The following is a 17,441-nucleotide window of genomic DNA, read 5'->3' on the forward strand; positions in this document are numbered from 1 at the left end:
AGCCGGAACGAGACCTGGGACCGCGCCCGGGGGTCACGGGGGGGGCTGGTGGCTCCCGGCTCCGCCTCGGAGGTCAGCTCCGCATCCTCGATGCCGAGTGCGGGCGCAAGGCAGCGGAGCGTCTCGGCCTAGACTTGCTTCATGGAAGTCGACCTCTCGATTCGGTGAATCGTGGCCTTGTCGACGGCGGACTTCTCCGCCAGGTCGACCAAGCTGAGGTGCTTCTTCTGCCGCCAGTATTTCAGTCGCAACGGGTTGATCTTGGGCATGTGCCGCTCCTTTGTGTTAGTCTATTATTCTACATTGACGTTAATGCGCGGAGCCAATGGCTGCTGAGGCCCCGGCTCGCGGGAGCAGGCATGAGAAGACCGTGGGTTGCTGCCCTCGTGGTGGGTTGGCTCGTGTCGTGCGCCAGCAACCCGATTGGTCCTGTCGAGGGCACGGACTATGGGTTCAGAGAAGGCTTCGTCTGGGTACGGGGACCCTGGGAAGCGATCACCCCGTCAACGGACGTGGACGTGGTGATCGACCAACTCTGCCCCGCCGTCATGCGGCTTCCTCGCGCCCAGGGCCGAGAGTACGGGCAGGAGTATTGCGGTGCCATCTACTCCCTGGGTAACGGCGCCTACCACGCCAGCATTCCCTCCACGCTGGGCCCCCTGCTCAAAGCCATCCCGGAGCGGCAGAAACGCTGCAAGCCGCCGCGCTACGTGGACGACCCGAGAGGAAGAACCGTCGTGCTCGCGGACTACCACAGCCACCCGTGGGCCGACTCGCGCATGTCCCCGGAGGACCGGTTGGAGGCCCGGCAGCGTTTCAGCATCCGCATCCAGTTCGACACGAAGTGCCGGGTGATGAAGCTGGTTCCCTACGTCGGCGAGATGCGCCCCGGGGAGTTGTACGAGCGGCGCGACCAGCGCTGGGCGCTAATCGGCATCATCAAGCCCGAGCATAAAGCGGACGGCATCATCACCGAAGTCAGCGAATAGCCCCTGGAGACACCATGACGCGCGGACTTCTCCTACCCCTGTGCCTGCTGCTTCCAGCGTGTGCCCTGTTCCAGCGTTCCTCCCGTCCGCCCCACGCCCCTCCCGAGGAGGCGGCGCGCGTGCAGTTCCCCCTGGACCTGCCGGCGGAGACCCGGACCACCCTGCCCGGCGGGCTGGTGACGGCCATGCAGCTCGCCCTGGACGACTTCATGCCGTTGGACGTGAAGCCCCACAAGGGCGCCACCGAGGAGGAAATCTGCCTCTACCAGCGCGAGTCCTATGACGTGGTGGCGTCCCCCGGCCCCGAGGGCATCACCTTCGTTCGAGTCACGCTGCGGCCCAACGTCTGCGAGAAGTACGACCCCATCATGGACATGGGAGCGACGTACGCCGTGGACGTGGCCGGACGGCGCATCCTCGCGGTGCAGCACTGACCGCCGGGTTCCATTCCACCCGGACCGGGCGGCCATGAGCAGGCGCGGAGGCGTTTGGGCTAACGTCCTCCGCCATGCACCTCCCGCGCCTGTCCACCGCCTTGCTGCTGACGTGCCTCGCCGTCGCCGGCTGCAACCGCGACTCCGGCTCGAAGTCCACCCCACCCACGACGCCCGAGACTCCCGCCCGGGCCTCACTGTCCCCCGAGTTCGAGAAGGCCGGACTCGTGGCGCCGAAGACGGCGCCGGGCCAGCCCGACCCCGGAGAGGTGGACCTCGCGGAGCTGCGTGACTCCGTCGCCGACCCCGTGGTCCTCAGCGAGGCGCAGATCGCCGAGCTGAGCCGCACCAGGCTCGCCCAGCGGCCGCCCGGGGACGGTGACCGGGATGAGGGCGCCGTCCAGGAGGAGGTGGAGTACGACGACGGCCACCGGCCCAGGCCCGCGATGGCCCCCATGCCCACGGGCACGCCTCCGCCTCCACCTCCCAGTCCCGCCGAGGACGGTATCGAGAGCGGTGTCCAAGGGGGAGTCGTCGGCGGCGTCGTCGGTGGCGTCTTGGGCGAAAGGATTGGCGGAGAGATGGCCCAGCGGCCTGGGTCCGGAGGCGCGCGCGCGGAAGCCGAGGCGATGCGGGAGCGGGCCGTGGCGATGGAGCGGAGGGACAGCCCCCGGACGCTCGAACAGAAGCGCATGAACGTCATCCAGATCATCAAGGGTGGCGGGGGCGCGGCGGAGCCGGCCTCGGGCAAGCCGGAGCCCGCCGAGGACCTCCCCACCCCGGTGCTGCCCAAGGTGGAGGCCGCCCCCCGCGCGGCCAAGGTGCTCGTCATGGGCGAGGACGGCCGCTACACGCCCCTCAAGACGCGCGCCGTCCGCGTGGTGACGTACATCCAGGGCTCCCGCGCCCGCACCGTGGTGGACCACCTCTTCGAGAACGACACGAACCGCAACCTCGAAGGCACCTTCTATTACCCGCTGCCCGGGGGCGCGGCCGTCGCCGGCTTCGCGCTCTACTCCGGCTCCGTGGCCGTCAACGCGCCCTCCCTCTTCCAGTCCACGGAGCTGCTGCCGCCGCTGGGCAATGAGTCGGCCCGGGCGGAGGAGCTGGGAGCCTCGGCCCCTCCGAGCCCGAAGGGCGCGAGGTACGCCTGGGGCGAGCGCCAGGAGGCCCGCGTCGTGGAGCAGAAGCGCGCCCGCGAGGTCTACGAGGAGATTGTCCGCAACAACGTGGACCCGGCCCTGCTGGAGTGGGCCGGCGCCTCCACCTTCAGCGCCCGCGTCTTCCCCCTGCCGCCCAGGTCTCTCAAGCGCGTGGTCATCGCCTATGAGCAGACGCTCCTCTTCGACGGCGAGCGCCTGCGCTACACGTGGCCGCTCCCGGCTGGCGCCGGCAAGGACCTCCAGGTGTCCGCGCGCCTGCATGTGGACCCGCGCCACGCGGGCGAGGTGAAGGTGCAGCCCGAGCCCGCCGCCGCGCCTCGCACGCTGGGCCCGTGGCGCGCGTATGACTTCCCGAAGCTGCAAGGGGACGGCGCGCTCGCGGCGGCGCTCACCCCGAAGCACGCGGAGGCGGACGTGCTGGTGGGACGTGATGCGGCGGGCCTGCAGGGCCAGGCCTTCCACGCCCGCGTGCGGCTGCCGGCCCGGCTCACCTCGGAGGCCGAGGGCCCCGCCACCGGACGCGCCGTGCTGGTGGTGGACACCTCGCTGTCCATCGAGGACGGCAATGCCTGGGCGCTCCAGGCCGCCACCCTGCGCGCCCTGCTGGAGAAGGACTCCACGCTGAAGGAGTACGCGGTGCTCCTCTTCGACGTGCGCCCGCGCTGGCTGCACGGGACGGGCTGGCGCCCCAATGACGCCGGCCACCGGAAGGAGACCTTCGCCGAGTTGGAGCGCGTCTTCCTCGAGGGCGCGTCCCACGTGGACGGCATGCTGGCCGAACTGGACCGGGCGGGCGGCGAGTGGCTCCAACCCGCGAAGCCCGGCGAGCGCGTGACGGCCTTCCTCCTGTCCGACGGCAACGCCACCTGGGGGCAGAGCACGGTGGAGTCGCTCGTCTCGCGCCACCCCAGCGCGGAGGCGCTCCGCTGGGTGACGTACCGCTTCGGCGAGGCCGCGGTGAACACGGACCTGTTCGACGCGCTGGCCCGGGCCAGCCGGGGCCGGGTGGTGAGCGTGCTGTCCGGCTCGGAGGTGGACGCGGCGGCCCGGGCCCACCGCGCCGCGCCCGTGGTGCTGGAGCGCGTGGAGGTGAAGGGCGCCGCCGTGAAGGACCTGGTCGTCGCGGGACGGCCCCACCTCGTCTTCCCGGGCCAGGAGCTGCAGGTGGCGGGACGGCTCCCCGAGGATGGCGCCGCGGAGCTGGAGGTGGTGACTCGCGCCAATGGCGAGGAGCGCCTCCTGCGCGTGCCGCTGCCCCGCGACGAGGACAGCCCCTTCGCCCCCCGGGCGTGGGCGGAGCTGTTCGTCGCGAGGCTGGTGGCCCTGGACGACGAGCGGCTGGACCGGATGGTGGTGGCGCTCAGCCAGCACTACCGGCTGGCCAACGCGCGGGCGTCCATGCTCGTGCTGGAGTCCGAGGCCGACTACCAGCGCTACTCCATCAACGACGAGCGCGTGGAGCTGACCGACCTGGAGGCGCTGCGCCGGCGCGAGGAGGACCAGCGCCGCGACCGGCTCCAGGGCATCGCGCTGGATGAGGTGCCGGCGTCCGGCCAGGCCGTGGTGAAGGGGCTGGGCGCGCACCGGGCCGCGCTGTCCGCCCTGCTCGAGCGCCAGCCGCTGCGCGACGACCCCTACGCCGGTGGCGACGCGCGGCTCCAGGCGGAGCAGACGTACCGCCAGGCCCGCCGCGCCAACAAGGACGACGTCATGGTGTACGAGGCCGTGGCCCGCAGGCGCGCCTTCGCCGGGGACACCTGGGGCGCGCTGCGGGCGCTGTCCTCGCCCGTGGAGCTGCGCCCGAAGGACGCGGAGGCGCTGCGGCTCGTGGGCTACGGACTGCTGGCCATGGGGCAGTACCCCGCGGCGGCGGAGCTGTTCGAGCACGTGCGGCTGAACCGGCCATTCGAGGGACAGGCCTTCCTGGAGGAGGCGCTCGCGCTGGATGCGGCGGGGCGCTACTCGGAGGCCGCGAGGAACTATGAAATCGTCCTCGCCCGCTCCTGGAACCGGCACCGGGCCGAGCTGCGCACCGTGGCGGCGCACCACTACGCGAGGATGCTGTGGGCGCTGGCGCGTCACCCCCGCTCGGAGCCCGTGGCACCGGTGCTCCGGGCCCGGCTGGCGGAGCTGGAGACGAAGGACATGGAGGACGGGGTGGAGCCTGGACGGGTGAGGCTGTCGTCCATCGACTACCAGCTCACCACGCACTGGAACTCGGACAGCACGGACATCGACCTGTGGGTCATCGAGCCGAACGGCGAGCGCTGCTTCTACCAGCACAAGCAGACGCGGCTGGGTGGGCGACTCTTCTGGGACATCACCGATGGCCTGGGGCCGGAGCTGTACCACGCCCGCAAGGCGGCTCCGGGGCCGTACCACGTGGTGGTGCACTACTACGGCAACCGCTCCGCGCGGTACGTGGTGCCCACCGCGCTGCTGCTCGTCAGCGACCGGGGCGTGTTTGGCGAGGAGGCTCCCCACCGGCGCCGCTTCCAGCTCCGCATCCTCCCCAAGGACAACGCCCGGCTGCTGCTGCGGCGGGAGGAGCTCGTTCCGGCGGAGAAGGCACAGGTGAGCACGCAGTCGGCTCCGTGAGGAGGACTACACCTCCGTGAACTTCATGCCGGTGGCGCCGGTGCGCTCCAGCGCGTCCTTGATGTCCTCCGAGACGACGAGGACGACCGGCCAACCCCATGGGCGGAAGATCTTCGCGTCGCCCACCCGGGACTTGTCGATGCGCATGCCGACGACGTTCCGGTACTCACCGGCTCGCTCGGGCTGATCGTTCTCGTCCTCGGGTATCCAGCGCTGGACATGCTCCGAGGCCTGGTCGTCAATGCAGTCCACCAAGCGGGCGACATTGACGAGGACGTAGGGCTCGGGTTGCCCCTCGACCTGGATGGGAAACGTCTGGATGTCCCCGGGGGCGAGGGCGGTGAGCACGGAGGCCACTCGCGGGTGGACGACCGGGACGGCTCCCGCGTCCGCACATGAATAATCAAGCGCTTTGCCTGGACGGAAGAGCCCAACCCGCAGCGGCTCTTCCACGGACGCGGGTTTCCCCTCCATGAAGAGCCAGCTCCCTGAATCCACCCCCTTGCCATCAACAGGGGTGTCAAGGTACCAGCGCCCAGGGATGTAGAGATTTTCCATCAAGTCAAAATAGCGCATTGGCGTTGCCACCCTCCCTTAGTCCTCCGTGATGAGCCGCCGCAACCTGCTGCCGCGTGTCATGAGTTCACGCGCAATCTTCTGGAGCTCACCCGTCAAGATCTCCCGACAGCTTGCTTCTGTGCGACACCTACTCGTTGCTCGCTCGACTCGTCGGTAGACCTCCTGATGATACGCAGCAGGGTGAGGGCCCTCATGGCCCCGGATTCGAATGCGATTCGCGGGGTCGCTCCTCAGCGACATCCCTGCTTTTCGAAAGATCTTCTCGAACAGGGGCGTCCACGGCCCGCCTTCTGCCTCGGAGACGGAGTTCTTGTCCGTGCAGATGTGATGCACGGTCCCATCCGGGTCCCCCTGAATGCCGCCCGAGCCCAGCGCCACCATGGCCACCGCGTTGGGCGCGAGGCTGATGACGATACCCTCCCCCACCACCGCCACCGCGCTCACCTGCGCGATAGCCGCCAGCCTCACGCCGACCTGCGATGCACTCAGCGCCGACGCTTCCGTGAAGCTCGGCAGCAGGGGCAACCGCGAGGAGAGCCATGAAACGCCTCCCGCCGTGCCCTTCCCCACCACCAGCGCCACCGCGAGCACGAAGACACGTGCGCCCTCGGTGCCCCCCCCGTCCGAAGCGCGCCCCAATGCACAGTGTAACGCGGAGAACAGCTCCATCCGCGCCAACGGACGCGCCTCCGTTCGAGGCGGCGGAGCCTCCGCCGCGGCACACCGGTCCTCCGCTGGCCCGGAGGAAAACACCGGCCCGGCCCCGCGGGCACATCCCGCTCCGGGTGACGCGTCTCTATTCAGGTGCGCTGCCGCACGCACCTGCCCCGCCACCCCGAATCAAGGAGCTTTCATGATGGCCGCCCCCACCCCCATGCCGACCAACTCCCCCTCTTCCATGCCCATGATGGGGATGAGCCCCATGCCCATGATGATGCCCATGGGCATGAACCCCATGATGGGCATGCCTCCCATGATGCCCATGGGCATGAACCCCATGATGGGCACGCCTCCCATGATGCCCATGGGCATGAACCCGATGATGCCCATGGGCATGGGCATGCCGATGATGATGCCCATGATGATGCGTCAGATGGCGCCGATGATGGTCCGGATGACGTGCGAGATGGGTAGGGACGGCATGGTGTGCAAGATGATGCCGATGGAAGGTCAGGACATGGCGATGGTGAAGGAGTGCTGTGACGCCATGAACGCCATGATGACCATGGGCGCGCCGGTGATGATGATGGTCAACGGCATGCCGATGATGGTGGGCACGTCCCGCTAGCGGGCCCGCCTCAGCCGACTTCCTCGGCGTACGTCATCACCAGGTACATCTGCACCTCGTCCGCCCCCACGTTCCGGTAGACGTGGGGCCGGTCGGCCTCGAAGAGGATGGCGTCACCGGCCGCCAGCAGGTGGCGCTCCGTCCCGACCTCCAGCTCCAGCGTGCCGCGAGTGACGATGAGGTTCTCCACCGTCCCCGGAGGATGCGGCTCGGCCCGCTCCTCGCCGTTGCCCTTCAGCAGCAGCTCGTAGAACTCCACCCGCCGAGGCTCGTCGAACGGAAAGAGTGCCCGGGACACGAAGCGCCCGTCATGCGACGTGAGCCGCTTGGCCTCCCGCGCCCGCATCAGCCGCGTCCCCGCGCCACCCGTCATGCTGATGAGCGCGGAGAACGGCACGTCCAGCGCCCGGGCAATCTTCCACAGCACGTTGATGGTGGGAGCGCTCTGGCCCAGCTCAATCTGTCCCAGCATCGCCCGGCTGACGCCGGAGGCCTTCGCCAGCCGCTCCAGCGACAGCCCGCGCTGGCTGCGCAGCCGGCGCAGGTTCTTCCCCACCACGGGCGCCAGGTCCTGGTCCGACTCCGGGGGCGCTGACTCGTAGGTCCACGCCTGCTCCCCATCCGGGGGAGCCGCCTGGGAAGGGGGTGACTGCTCGGTGGCCGAAGGGGAACCCGCGGGGGCTTCTCTCGCTTCACGGCGGCCGCGCTCGGACGCGCCCGCTGCCCGCCGCCGCGTGTTCTCCCGAACCGACTTCATACCGGCCACACTACAACCCACACCCATACCGGCATCCAGGGCCGCACCGGCGCGGGGCGCATCATCTGACACTGCGCGGTCTCACGCTTCTTGCGGAAGTCCTGCAGGTCGATGACCGCTGCGCTCATGGTGGCCTCTTCGTTACCGGACGAATGTCCGTCAAAACGGATGAGAGGAATATCCGTTATGACGGACGAATCGTCAAGGCAACGGAAAGTGCCGTCACGCCGGGTGATGCTCGGTGGAGTAGGCCCAGAGCTCGATGGGCGTCGCGTAGTAGATCCACCCGAAGAAGCCGCTGACGGCCGAGCGGTCGGGCGGCCGGAAGTACGGCTTCTCGCGGGCACCGAGCAGCTTCAGCAGGCCGCCCACCGTCACCGTCCAGAGCACCTGCAGCGTGAAGGTGAGGACATAGGAGAGCGCCACGAACGGGAGGTAGAGGGGCCCGAGGATGCGCGCCTGCAGCACGTGGACCTTCTCGTGGTTGCCCGCGCCCCCCAGGTTCACCGTGCCCAGCGTCTGGAGCACGTCATGGCCGAAGCCCGTGCCGGTGCCCGAGGCCTTGTAGACGACCCAGCCCCCGCCCTCGGAGTCCTTCCGCGACAGGTCTCCGAACCACGGGTAGATGAGGTTGCCGAACACGAAGCCGAACAGGGTGTTGGGCAGGCTCCACGTCGCGTCCACCAGCAGCTCCAGCCACCCCTGGCGAGCGTCCAGGTCATAGCTGCCCAGCACGCCCGCCTGCAGGCCGTAGCCTCCGCCCAGGAGCAGGCCGATGAGCACCGCCACCCCGGCGGGCAGCGCGCCTCCCGTGAGCAGGCTGACGAGCAGCAACATCAGCACGGACACGACGGCGAACAGCACGAACGTCAGGAAGCCTCGCAGGACCTTCGACATGAAGTGGGACTCCTCCAGTGAGGGCCCACCCGGCGGGCCCTGGGTTCACGGGGAGGAGGCGCGGTCCGCGCGATGTGACGTTCAGAAGGTGAAGCCCCCACCGGCATAGGGGCCGTGCAGGCGCTCCTGGTGCGAGATGCCATCCACCACGCCCATGTCGTCCAGGAAGAGGCCGCGCCAGCCCCCGCGCAGCACGAAGGCGCCCAGGTGCAGGGCCAGCCCGGCAGTGCCGTCGAGCTGCCGGTAGGGCAGCGGCGTGAGCTGCGCCCGCGCCTCCACGTCCAGCGGCCCCAGCACGCACGCCTCGATGGAGAGCGCCACGCTGGGACCAATGAGGGTGACGTCCGGCGCGCGCGCGGTGCTCACCCCGGCCTCCACCCGGAACCGCGCCTGCTCATGGACGTAGAGCGCGTGGCTCACGTGCGCCTCCACCAGCGTGAGCCGGTCCGTGCCGCTCGTCCCGTCGTCCGCGGGCAGCGCCAGCCGGAGCACGTGCGCGTCCACGCCGAAGCGCCGGCCCTCCATACCCAGGAACATGTCCGCCCCACCTGCCTCGCCCCTGAGCACCAGGCCCTGCGCGCCCATGCGCAGCGAAAGCGGCACCGCGTGCCGGCGCTCCCCGCGCTCGCCGCGCGCGAGCCCGGCCTCCGGCTCGCCCTCCTGGTGCGTGCCGCCGTGGGCGATGGCGTGGGCCATCCCCTCCAGCATCGCCTGGAACAGGGCCCCCAGCAGCGCCTCGGCCAGCCCCCGTCCCGCCTCCGAGCAGCAGCCGTCACCGTCCGGCGACTCCGCGGCCTGGGAACGTCGCTCCTTCCGCGAGTCCTCGTCGTCGTCCTTGTCGTCCTCGTCGTCCTCCACGCCGATGGCGGTGGCCTCGTGGGCCCCCTCCTTCGACGTGTCCGAAGTGGAGCGCTTGCCGAAGCGCGCCTCCGCGCCGGGCGCGAAGACGAGGCTGACGGCGAGCACCGCACACAGCAGGGCCCTGGGTGACGGCATGTCCCCCTCCGATGGCGCGTCCCACCACCGGCCCGGCGGGAACCGGCTCCGCACGAGTGAGGGGCGGGGCCACCGGAGACACTAGCACGGGCGGGCGGCTCCGCCTCAGCGCCCGCCGGACGCGCCCTCGCGGAAGGTGTCACACGCCTGGACGGTGCCCTGCGCCATGCCCCGGCGGAACCCGTACACGCGCTGCTCGGAGGTGCCGCGGGTGAAGGACTCGGGCACGACGCGGCCCCGCCCCCCCCCTCGCCCGCGTGAGCGCACGGCAGGCGAGGAGGCACGGGCCGCTACGGCACCGACAGGGCCTGGAGCGTGGCGCGCGCCCGGCCCTCGTCGGCGGTGACGGACACCACCAGCCGCTGGAGGCAGCCGGCGAACTCCTGGCGGAGCGCCTCCGCCGTCACCGCCTGGATATGGGCGGGCCGCCGCGCCACCGCCTCGTGGGAGAAGCCCCGCACGCGCGCGTCCAGCAGCGCGTCCACCCACGCGTCCGTGGAGATGAAGGACACCGCCTGACGCGCGAGCAGCCGCGTGCGGGCCTGCTCCAGGTCCTCGGAGGAGATCTCCTTCGCGTACGAGCCGAGCGTCTTGCGGACGAAGCCCACGCTCTCATCCAGGCGCGCCGCGTCCACCATGCCCTGCATCATCAGGTGGGCCGCCCCACCCCGCGCCAGCCAGGGGCTGACGTGGAAGCCGTACGTGGCTCCGCGCTGGGAGCGCATCTCGTGGTAGGCGCGCACGTCCATCAACTCCGCCATCAGCGCGTAGCGCGCCTCCGACTCGGGCGTCGCGGCCGGCAGCCGGCACGCCACCTGGAGCTGTCCCTGGGTCGCCCCGGGGCGCGGGGTGAGCAGGGCCTTCGGGAGCGAGGAGGCGGCGGGCAGCTCCGGCGTTCCCGGCGGGTCCACCGGGGTGGGCTCGCCCCGGCTCCAGCCCCCCAGGTACTTGCGCGCCAGCGCCTCGACCTCCTTCACGTCGAACTCACCCGCGATGACCGCCACCGCGTTGCCCGGACGGTAGACCTCCTCGATCCAGTCATTCGCCTCGGACCAGGACACCTTCGCCATCTCCGCGCCGGTGGCCTCGCGTGCGTAGGGGTGCGTGCCGTAGAGCGCGCGCAGCAGGGCGCGCTCCGCCAGCACCTCCGGACGCGTGTCCACGGCCTCGCGCCAGGGCAGCGCCTGCTCGCGCAGGAAGCGCACCACGTACTCCGAGGTGCGGGTGCTGGAGAGCTGCTCGGCCATCATCGCCAGCATGTTGCCGACATTGCCGGCGGTGCCCGACAGCCCGACGCGGAGGTGGTCCCGCTCGAACTCGCTGGAGCCGTGCAGGCCCCAGTCGCCGGGGCGGCCCTCGAAGTAGGACTCGCGGAACGAGCCCCAGGCGACCAGGTCCGCCACGCCGGGCTTCGCGCCATGGGTACGGCCGCCGCCGAGCGCCACGCCCACCCGAACCACCGGCAGGCCCGGCCTCGGGGCGAGCAGCACCTCCATGCCGTTGTCGAGCTTCAGGACATGCACCGGCCCGGAAGAAGCCGTGAGCACGGAGGGAGGGAGCGGCTCCATGGGAGCGGCCGGCTCGTCCGAGGGCGGAAGCGCCGCGAGGCCGGGCTCCACCGCCGCCCCGCCACTCTCCCCGGGCTTCACGAGGATGACGCGGGCGCGCTCCCGCTGCAGCCACTTGTAGGAGAAGTCCGTCACCTGGCTGCCGCCGAGCGCCATCAGCGCCATCTGCGAGCGGGTGTAGCTGCGCACGTCGAGCGTGAAGTGGGTGAGCAGGGCCCGGTGGACGGTGCGCGCCAGGAGGTTCTCTGACTCCAGCACCATGCCCGTCACGACGCCGCGGCGCGTGTCCTGGAAGTCGAACTCACGCCCGAGCACGCCCGCCGCGTCGACGGACGACGCCCAGGCCCGATGCACCTGGTCCAGCACCTTCTCCGCCGAGCGCTCCGGATGGTCGCCCTTGGTGAGCAACACGCGGACCAGCAGCAGCGAGGCGCGCGTGCCGGACACCACGTTGGTGGTGACGGCGGCGATGTCGCCGTCGCTGCGCAGCGACTCCCACAGGCGGGGGCCGAGGCTGGAGTCGACGAAGTCGTGGACGGCGCTGGCCTCGTCGAAGCCGCGAGGCAGGACCCAGGAGATGTACAGCTCGGGCGAGGAGACCGCGGCCTCGTACACCGGCAGCGACTTCGGGGCCGGCGCGACGGGCGGCTCGGTCCGCTCCGCGGGAAGGCGCGCGCTGAGCGCCAGCGGCGCGCCCGTGCCCCCCCAGGCGGCGGGCAGGTTCTCCTGGAGGAGCGGCTCGATGGAGGCCAGGTCCACGTCCCCGGCGATGACCAGCGTCACGTTGTCCGGCCGGTAGTGCGCCCTCGCGAAGCGCTGCGCATCCGACAGGGTGAGGGCCGACAGCGACTCGTGCGTGCCGATGAGCGGCCGCGAATAGGGGTGGCCCGCGGGGAAGGAGGCCGCGTGCACCCAGCTCAGCACCTGGCCCACGTAGCCCGTCTCGTTGCGCTGGCGCAGCTCGCTGCGCACCACCTCGCGCTCCACCGCGAACACCTCCGGGGTGACGCCCGCGAGGGGCGCGGCCAGCGCCTGCCCCTGCATCTTCAGCAGCGCGGGCAGGGACTCCTTCGCGGCGAGCGCCTCATAGAAGGTGTAGTCCATGCTGGTCGCCGCGTTGGAGTGGCCCACGCCGGCCGCCTCCAGGCGCGCCTGGATGGAGGGGCCGCCCCCATGGCGGGAGCGGAACACCATGTGCTCCACCACGTGCGCCAGGCCTTCCTTGCCCGCCGGGTCGCTGGAGCCGCCGGTGCCCACCACGGCGACCACCGCCACCACCGGCGAGCGGCTGTCCTGCTCCACCACCACGCGGAGCCCCGACGGCATGCGGAAGTCGCGCAGCGGGAAGGACACGTCGCGCATGACCACCTGCCCCCGGGGCGGCAACGTGGCGCACGCGCCCAGCGTCAGGGCGAGGAGGACGAGGGCAGCGGCACGGGGCCGGAATGCCAGAGAACGGACCGAGGGCTTGGGAGTCATGCGGGCTCCAATGGGGCCCTGGGAAAGGCACACCGGGCCACACCGGCCCGCCCCCCCAGGCGAGAGTGATTCGCGACCGTACGGCCCCGGCTTCAAAGCCTGACATCCCGTCAGGCTTTCCGCGCCAGGGACAGCCAACGGCCCCGGCGCATAGCACCTTTTCGCGGCCCCCGCCAAGGCACCTGGAGTCCAGGTCCGGATGAGAGGTTTTGGCGGCCCGTCAGCTCCGCCCGCCCACCGCGGCGGCGACGTGCTGGCTGCCCCAGTGCGCGATGCCGAGGATGGTCTCCATGGGGTTGACGCCCAGCGCGGTGGGGAACACCGAGCCGTCCACCACGAAGAGATTGTCCGCGTCCCAGTAGCGCAGCGTGCTGTCCACCACGCTCGTCTTCGGACTGCCGCCCATGGCGCAGCCGCCCATCTGGTGGGCGCTGGCCACCCGGCACCGCAGCGGCTCGTACGGCGCCCGGTCCAGGAGCTCCACGTCCTTCTCGCTCCGCATCACCACCGGCGCCGAGTGGGGGCTGATGACCTCCTCCGCGCCCGCGGCGAACTGCAGGCGCGCGGACACCTTGAGCGCCTCGCGGAAGCCCTCCCAGTGGAAGGGCGTGAGCGGGTACTCCACCTTCAGCCGCGCGTACTCGCCCTCGCCGCGCAGTGACACCGTGCCGCCGTCGTCACCGGGCTGCACCCCGTCCAGGGTGATGGAGATGACGGCGTTGGCATACGGCAGCCGCTCCATCATCTCCTGGTGGGTGGCGCCGAAGCCCGGCGTCGTCACCGAGGCCAGCACGGGGTGGATGGGCGGCACCTCCATGAGCCAGCCCAGCTTCCCCGGGCCCCGGTCGATGAACTGCCGCGAGTAGACGGTGAGCGGCGCGCCGAAGAAGGCCTCCACCCGCTCCCGGAAGCGGCCCGTGGAGACGACCACCGGGTGCAGGAAGAAGCGCTTGCCCACCAGGCCCCGCGCGGAGAGCCCGCTGCGCAGCAGCAGCGCCGGCGAGTTGATGGCGCCGCCGCACACCGCCGTCACCTTCGGCTTCACCGTCAGCCGCCGGCCCGTGGGCCGGTCCGTGCGCGGGTCCAGCACGTCCGCGTGCACCGCCACCACGCGCATCCCCTCCATCTCCAGCTTGCGCGCGCTGACGTTGGCGAACAGGCGCATCCCCTGCTCCACCGCGTCCGGAATCAGCGTCACCAGCATGGACTGCTTCGCGTCCGTGGGGCAGCCCATGCCGCACGTGCCCAGGGAGGCGCAATTCCTCACATTGCGCTTCACCGTGCCCCGGCTGTAGCCGAGCTTGCCCAATCCCTCCCAGAGGAGCTGGTTGTTGCGGTTGGCCCGCTCAATGGGCCAGTCGCGGATGTTCAGCCGCTCCTCCAGCCAGTCCCAGTGCGGCGCCAGCGTGGCGGTGTCCAGGCCCTTCACGCCGTGCACGTCGCGCCAGCGCTCGAGGATTTCCGGAGGGGTGCGGAAGCTGGCGCACCAGTTGACGGTGGTGCCTCCACCCACGGCGCGCCCCTGGAGGATGCTGATGGCCAGGTCGTCCGTGGCCCGGTTTGCCAGCTCCTGGTACAGCGTCGTGTACGCCGTGGCCTCCTTCATGTCGAAGTCGCGGCGGGTGCGGTAGCCGCCCTCCTCCAGCATCACCACGTCCAGGCCACGCCGCGCCAGCTCGTGGCCGAGCACGCCGCCTCCCGCGCCGCTCCCCACCACGCATACGTCACAGGTGACGACGCGGTCCTCCGTCAATTCCTCTCCCGTGAAGATGCGGCCGCTCATGGCGTGGAACCCTCCTTCGAGGACAGGGGCCGGGGTCCGTCTCCCTTCCACACCGGCGCGTTCGGGTCATGGAAGCCCTCCGGCACGAAGTAGCCGGTGGCCGCCGACGCGGCCGGGTGCATGTAGTACGCGCTGTACACCAGCGCGCGCAGCGCATGGTGGCCCGTGCGCAGCACCACGAGCGGCGAGTCGCGCCATTCATCGAAGGCGGCGTCCTGCGCCTCGGGCGACAGCCGCGAGAAGGGGGTGACGCGGCCGGAGACGAGGAAGCCGGCGAGCGCGTTCTCGAAGAGGCCCAGCAGTTGCTTCACCTCCTTCGCCACCGCCGGGTCTCCCCTCGCGAGCAGCCCGTCCGCCGTGAAGGCCACGCGCGCCGTGTCCGCGTCCGGCCAGCCCTGGCGCGGCGGAAAGGCCCGGCGGGCCAGGGCCTGGAGCGTGGCGTACTCGCGCGGACCGAGCACCTTCAGCCCCTCGGGAGGCAGGGGCAGCGACAACCCCTCGCGCGTGGCCAGGAGGCCGCTGCCTCCCAGCGCCAGCACCGCGCCTCCCAGGAGCCCTCGTTTGAGCAGACCACGGCGTGACAGCGAGGCCATCTCATTCCCCTCCCTCAGAGAAAGCGCATGCGTGACTCTGGAGGAAGAGCGTGGCCCATTGCACGACGCGTCGCGATATGGAGGCTCACGCGTCCAGCAGGGCCCGCAGGTCCTCCGGAATGGGCATGGGGGTGAGGATGCCCACGTTGGCCCCACCGGTATTGCCGAGCGGCGCCCGGCCCAGCCACGAGCCGGGCCCGGCGACCAGGATGCGGGCGGCCTGTCCCAGCAGCTCGCGCGCGTCGCGCCGCCTCCAGCCAAAGGCGAACATCCGGCAGTGCACCCAGACGTGGGGGCCCGCGTACGCCTGGCTGAGGACGTGGGCGCGCTCGAGGTGGCGCCAGGCGCGGGCGAGGTCTCCCCGCGCTTCGGTTTCGGTGGCTTCGCGCAGCTCCGCCTCGAAGGCGGCACGCAGCTTCGGCTTCATCGGCATGACTCCCTCCTGTATGCGCGCACAGTCGCTCGGGAGCGGGCCGCGGGCTTGTAAGAACTCGCTACTCCGGAGGCGGGAGGACCCAGTCGACCACGCCGGCGATTTCGGACGGGGTGATGCCGAAGGTGCGGCGGAAGGCGTGGCTGAGGTGCGCGCTGTCGGTGAAGCCCGCCGCGTGCGCCGCCTGTGTGAGGGTGGCGCCCTTCCGCAGGTCCCCGGCGGCGCGCTGGAGGCGCAGCCAGAGGACGTAGGGCCGCAGCGGCAGCCCCACCTCCGCGCCGAACAGGTGCGACAGCCGCCCGGCGGACAGCCCCACGCGCGGGGCGAGCGCGGACAGGCGCACGTCCTCCTCCAGCACCTCCGGCAGCAGGCGCAGCAGCTTCTTGATGGCCGGATGCGAGGGAGGAGGCGCCCCGGTGTCGGCCTGGAGCGCCTGGAGCAGGGCCTGCGCGAGCGCCTCGGACTCCGCCCAGCGCCGTGGCGGGGACTGTACGGCGCAGGTCCGGAGGGGCTCCCCCGCGTAACGCCAGGCGTCCGCCTCCGCGCCGATGCCCAGCGTCCGCAGCCGGCGGCCCACGAGGTCGTCCGGGTTGACGTGCAGGAGCACCACGGAGCCCGCACCGCCGACGACGGTGTGCTCGACGTCCGGCGGAATGACGGACGCGTGACAAGTGACTACCCGCTGCCCCCGGTCCCGGAGCGCCACCGGCTCACCCAGCGAGAGGAGAATCTGGAAGGAGTGGTGCGCGTGCGGGCGCGTCTCGCCCAGCGGCCCGACGTACATCAGGCGCAGGGAACCGAAGAAGAGCCGTCCCTTCCAGGTCGGGATCCTGCTCACGCTCGGCTTTCGCTCGGACAGGGGCCGCACGGCGGACCAGCATCGCGGCCACCCTCCAGGCGCGCAATGAAAGCTTGAGCGGGGCGACACCTTCCTGACCGGTCCCTGAGCCCCCGTGCGGCGAGCGGCGCCGGGGCCGCTCGCCGGGGACGGCGTCAGGGCGTGGGGCTCGCCGTGGAGGTGCTGACCGCGGGAGGCGAGGCCGTCAGCGCGCCGACGCCGTAGACGCCGTCGTAGCGGCCCTTCAGCTCGTCCTTCATGAGGACGATGCGCGGCGTGGCCGCGTGCTCGGCGTAGCGGGGCCTCGCCGGGTGCACCTTGCAGTCCGCCTCGGTCCTGCCCATGCAGGCCCACAGGCTCCCTTCCAGGTACGCCATGTCGAGCGTCACCAGCCCAGGCTCCGAGGCGAGCAGGTGGTTGGCCATGAAGCGCAGCTCCGGGTCCCATGGCGCGCCCTTGTCACGGCGGGCGTGGAGGTTGCCGGTGAGCACGATGAACGTCTCGCCGGGAGCCTGGGCCCGCTCCTGGAGCAGACGTTCCGCCATGCTGGCGTCGCGGTCCTTGCCTCCGACGGCGCCCACGTCGAAGACGCGCACCGTGACGGGCAGGCCCGCGCGCCTCAGCTCGCGCAGCCGGGCCAGCGCCTGGAGCATGGCCTCGCTGCTGCGCCCGTCGCGCATCTGCTGGGACCAGAACTCCCCCGAGGTGAGCGGCTGCATGGCGCCGTCCTCGCTCGCGAGGAACGCGTCGATGCGCGGCTGCTCGGCCACCGGCAGCTCCAGCTCCACCCGCACCGGCTGGCCCGCCGCGGCCGCGTGGCATGCCAGGGCGGCGGTGAAGGCCGGAGCTTCCTTCGTGCCATGCATCTCCCCGAGGATGACGAAGGCCGCGGGCTTCAGCAGCGCCTCCATTCCGGGAATGGCGGGGCCACAGTCCACCTTCGCGGCCGTGGAGGGCTCCGCGGACGGGGCGGGGGTATGCGTTGTCTTGCAACCCCCCAGCAGCGTGGCGGCGAGCAACAGGTGAGGCAGTGGAACTCTCATGGG

The 17,441-nt window shown here is 71.3% G+C and carries 19 protein-coding genes; 4 read left to right on the forward strand and 15 right to left on the reverse strand.

Features of this window, described 5'->3' with window-relative positions:
• Positions 1 to 128: 128 nt before the first annotated feature.
• Complete coding sequence (locus K8638_RS10215) at positions 129 to 269, reverse strand: helix-turn-helix domain-containing protein (RefSeq protein ID WP_223754266.1); 141 nt, start codon at positions 267 to 269, stop codon at positions 129 to 131.
• A gap of 249 nt (positions 270 to 518) precedes the next feature.
• On the opposite strand from K8638_RS10215, the gene K8638_RS10220 reads away from it, so the two are divergent.
• The 3 genes from K8638_RS10220 (at position 519) to K8638_RS10230 (ending at position 5,184) form a co-directional block, all read left to right on the forward strand.
• Positions 519 to 989 (forward strand): hypothetical protein, encoded by a 471-nt coding sequence (locus K8638_RS10220; RefSeq protein WP_223754267.1) that lies wholly within the window; start codon positions 519 to 521, stop codon positions 987 to 989.
• A gap of 14 nt (positions 990 to 1,003) precedes the next feature.
• Positions 1,004 to 1,423, forward strand: a complete 420-nt coding sequence (locus K8638_RS10225) for a hypothetical protein (protein WP_223754268.1) — start codon at positions 1,004 to 1,006, stop codon at positions 1,421 to 1,423.
• 74 nt (positions 1,424 to 1,497) lie between these two features.
• Positions 1,498 to 5,184, forward strand: a complete 3,687-nt coding sequence (locus tag K8638_RS10230) for a VIT domain-containing protein (protein ID WP_223754269.1) — start codon at positions 1,498 to 1,500, stop codon at positions 5,182 to 5,184.
• Between the two features lie 6 nt (positions 5,185 to 5,190).
• Here K8638_RS10230 and K8638_RS45155 read toward each other — a convergent pair whose 3' ends face one another.
• The 3 genes from K8638_RS45155 to K8638_RS44840 all read right to left on the reverse strand — a co-directional run bounded on the left by K8638_RS45155 (position 5,191) and on the right by K8638_RS44840 (position 6,843).
• Entirely contained in the window at positions 5,191 to 5,760 is a 570-nt protein-coding gene (locus K8638_RS45155; RefSeq protein ID WP_370643947.1) for an imm11 family protein, read from the reverse strand.
• 18 nt (positions 5,761 to 5,778) lie between these two features.
• Positions 5,779 to 6,432 carry an AHH domain-containing protein gene (locus K8638_RS10240; protein ID WP_223754271.1) on the reverse strand — a complete coding sequence of 218 codons (654 nt, stop codon included), beginning with the start codon at positions 6,430 to 6,432 and terminating at the stop codon, positions 5,779 to 5,781.
• Between the two features lie 171 nt (positions 6,433 to 6,603).
• Positions 6,604 to 6,843, reverse strand: coding sequence for a hypothetical protein (locus K8638_RS44840; RefSeq protein WP_305071152.1), 240 nt, complete (start codon positions 6,841 to 6,843; stop codon positions 6,604 to 6,606).
• On the opposite strand from K8638_RS44840, the gene K8638_RS10250 reads away from it, so the two are divergent.
• Positions 6,842 to 7,051 carry a hypothetical protein gene (locus tag K8638_RS10250; protein WP_223754373.1) on the forward strand — a complete coding sequence of 70 codons (210 nt, stop codon included), beginning with the start codon at positions 6,842 to 6,844 and terminating at the stop codon, positions 7,049 to 7,051. The genes K8638_RS44840 and K8638_RS10250 overlap by 2 nt on opposite strands.
• A gap of 10 nt (positions 7,052 to 7,061) precedes the next feature.
• Here the strand turns inward: K8638_RS10250 and K8638_RS10255 are convergent, their stop codons facing one another.
• The 11 genes from K8638_RS10255 to K8638_RS10300 form a co-directional block, all read right to left on the reverse strand.
• Entirely contained in the window at positions 7,062 to 7,808 is a 747-nt protein-coding gene (locus tag K8638_RS10255) for a helix-turn-helix domain-containing protein (RefSeq protein ID WP_223754272.1), read from the reverse strand.
• Positions 7,805 to 7,936, reverse strand: coding sequence for a hypothetical protein (locus K8638_RS44535; protein WP_255662551.1), 132 nt, complete (start codon positions 7,934 to 7,936; stop codon positions 7,805 to 7,807). The genes K8638_RS10255 and K8638_RS44535 overlap by 4 nt, the downstream gene beginning before the upstream one ends.
• Before the next feature lie 94 nt (positions 7,937 to 8,030).
• Positions 8,031 to 8,705 carry a hypothetical protein gene (locus tag K8638_RS10260; RefSeq protein WP_223754273.1) on the reverse strand — a complete coding sequence of 225 codons (675 nt, stop codon included), beginning with the start codon at positions 8,703 to 8,705 and terminating at the stop codon, positions 8,031 to 8,033.
• Between the two features lie 81 nt (positions 8,706 to 8,786).
• A complete protein-coding gene (locus tag K8638_RS10265; RefSeq protein WP_223754274.1) occupies positions 8,787 to 9,701 on the reverse strand; it encodes a hypothetical protein in 915 nt (304 codons plus the stop codon).
• Between the two features lie 105 nt (positions 9,702 to 9,806).
• Entirely contained in the window at positions 9,807 to 9,968 is a 162-nt protein-coding gene (locus K8638_RS45160) for a neutral zinc metallopeptidase (protein WP_223754275.1), read from the reverse strand.
• A 23-nt stretch (positions 9,969 to 9,991) separates the two neighbouring features.
• A complete protein-coding gene (locus K8638_RS10275) occupies positions 9,992 to 12,748 on the reverse strand; it encodes a pitrilysin family protein (protein ID WP_223754276.1) in 2,757 nt (918 codons plus the stop codon).
• A gap of 220 nt (positions 12,749 to 12,968) precedes the next feature.
• Positions 12,969 to 14,531, reverse strand: coding sequence for a GMC family oxidoreductase (locus tag K8638_RS10280; RefSeq protein ID WP_223754277.1), 1,563 nt, complete (start codon positions 14,529 to 14,531; stop codon positions 12,969 to 12,971).
• A complete protein-coding gene (locus K8638_RS10285; protein WP_223754278.1) occupies positions 14,528 to 15,124 on the reverse strand; it encodes a hypothetical protein in 597 nt (198 codons plus the stop codon). Before K8638_RS10285 ends, K8638_RS10280 begins: the two co-directional genes overlap by 4 nt.
• An 85-nt stretch (positions 15,125 to 15,209) precedes the next feature.
• Positions 15,210 to 15,557 (reverse strand): DUF3703 domain-containing protein, encoded by a 348-nt coding sequence (locus tag K8638_RS10290; RefSeq protein ID WP_223754279.1) that lies wholly within the window; start codon positions 15,555 to 15,557, stop codon positions 15,210 to 15,212.
• A 61-nt stretch (positions 15,558 to 15,618) separates the two neighbouring features.
• Positions 15,619 to 16,395, reverse strand: coding sequence for an AraC family transcriptional regulator (locus tag K8638_RS10295; protein ID WP_223754280.1), 777 nt, complete (start codon positions 16,393 to 16,395; stop codon positions 15,619 to 15,621).
• Between the two features lie 155 nt (positions 16,396 to 16,550).
• A complete protein-coding gene (locus K8638_RS10300; protein ID WP_223754281.1) occupies positions 16,551 to 17,438 on the reverse strand; it encodes a hypothetical protein in 888 nt (295 codons plus the stop codon).
• Between the last annotated feature and the right edge of the window lie 3 nt (positions 17,439 to 17,441).

Origin of the sequence: Myxococcus sp. RHSTA-1-4 (assembly GCF_020037125.1) — a bacterium.
Lineage (GTDB): Bacteria > Myxococcota > Myxococcia > Myxococcales > Myxococcaceae > Myxococcus.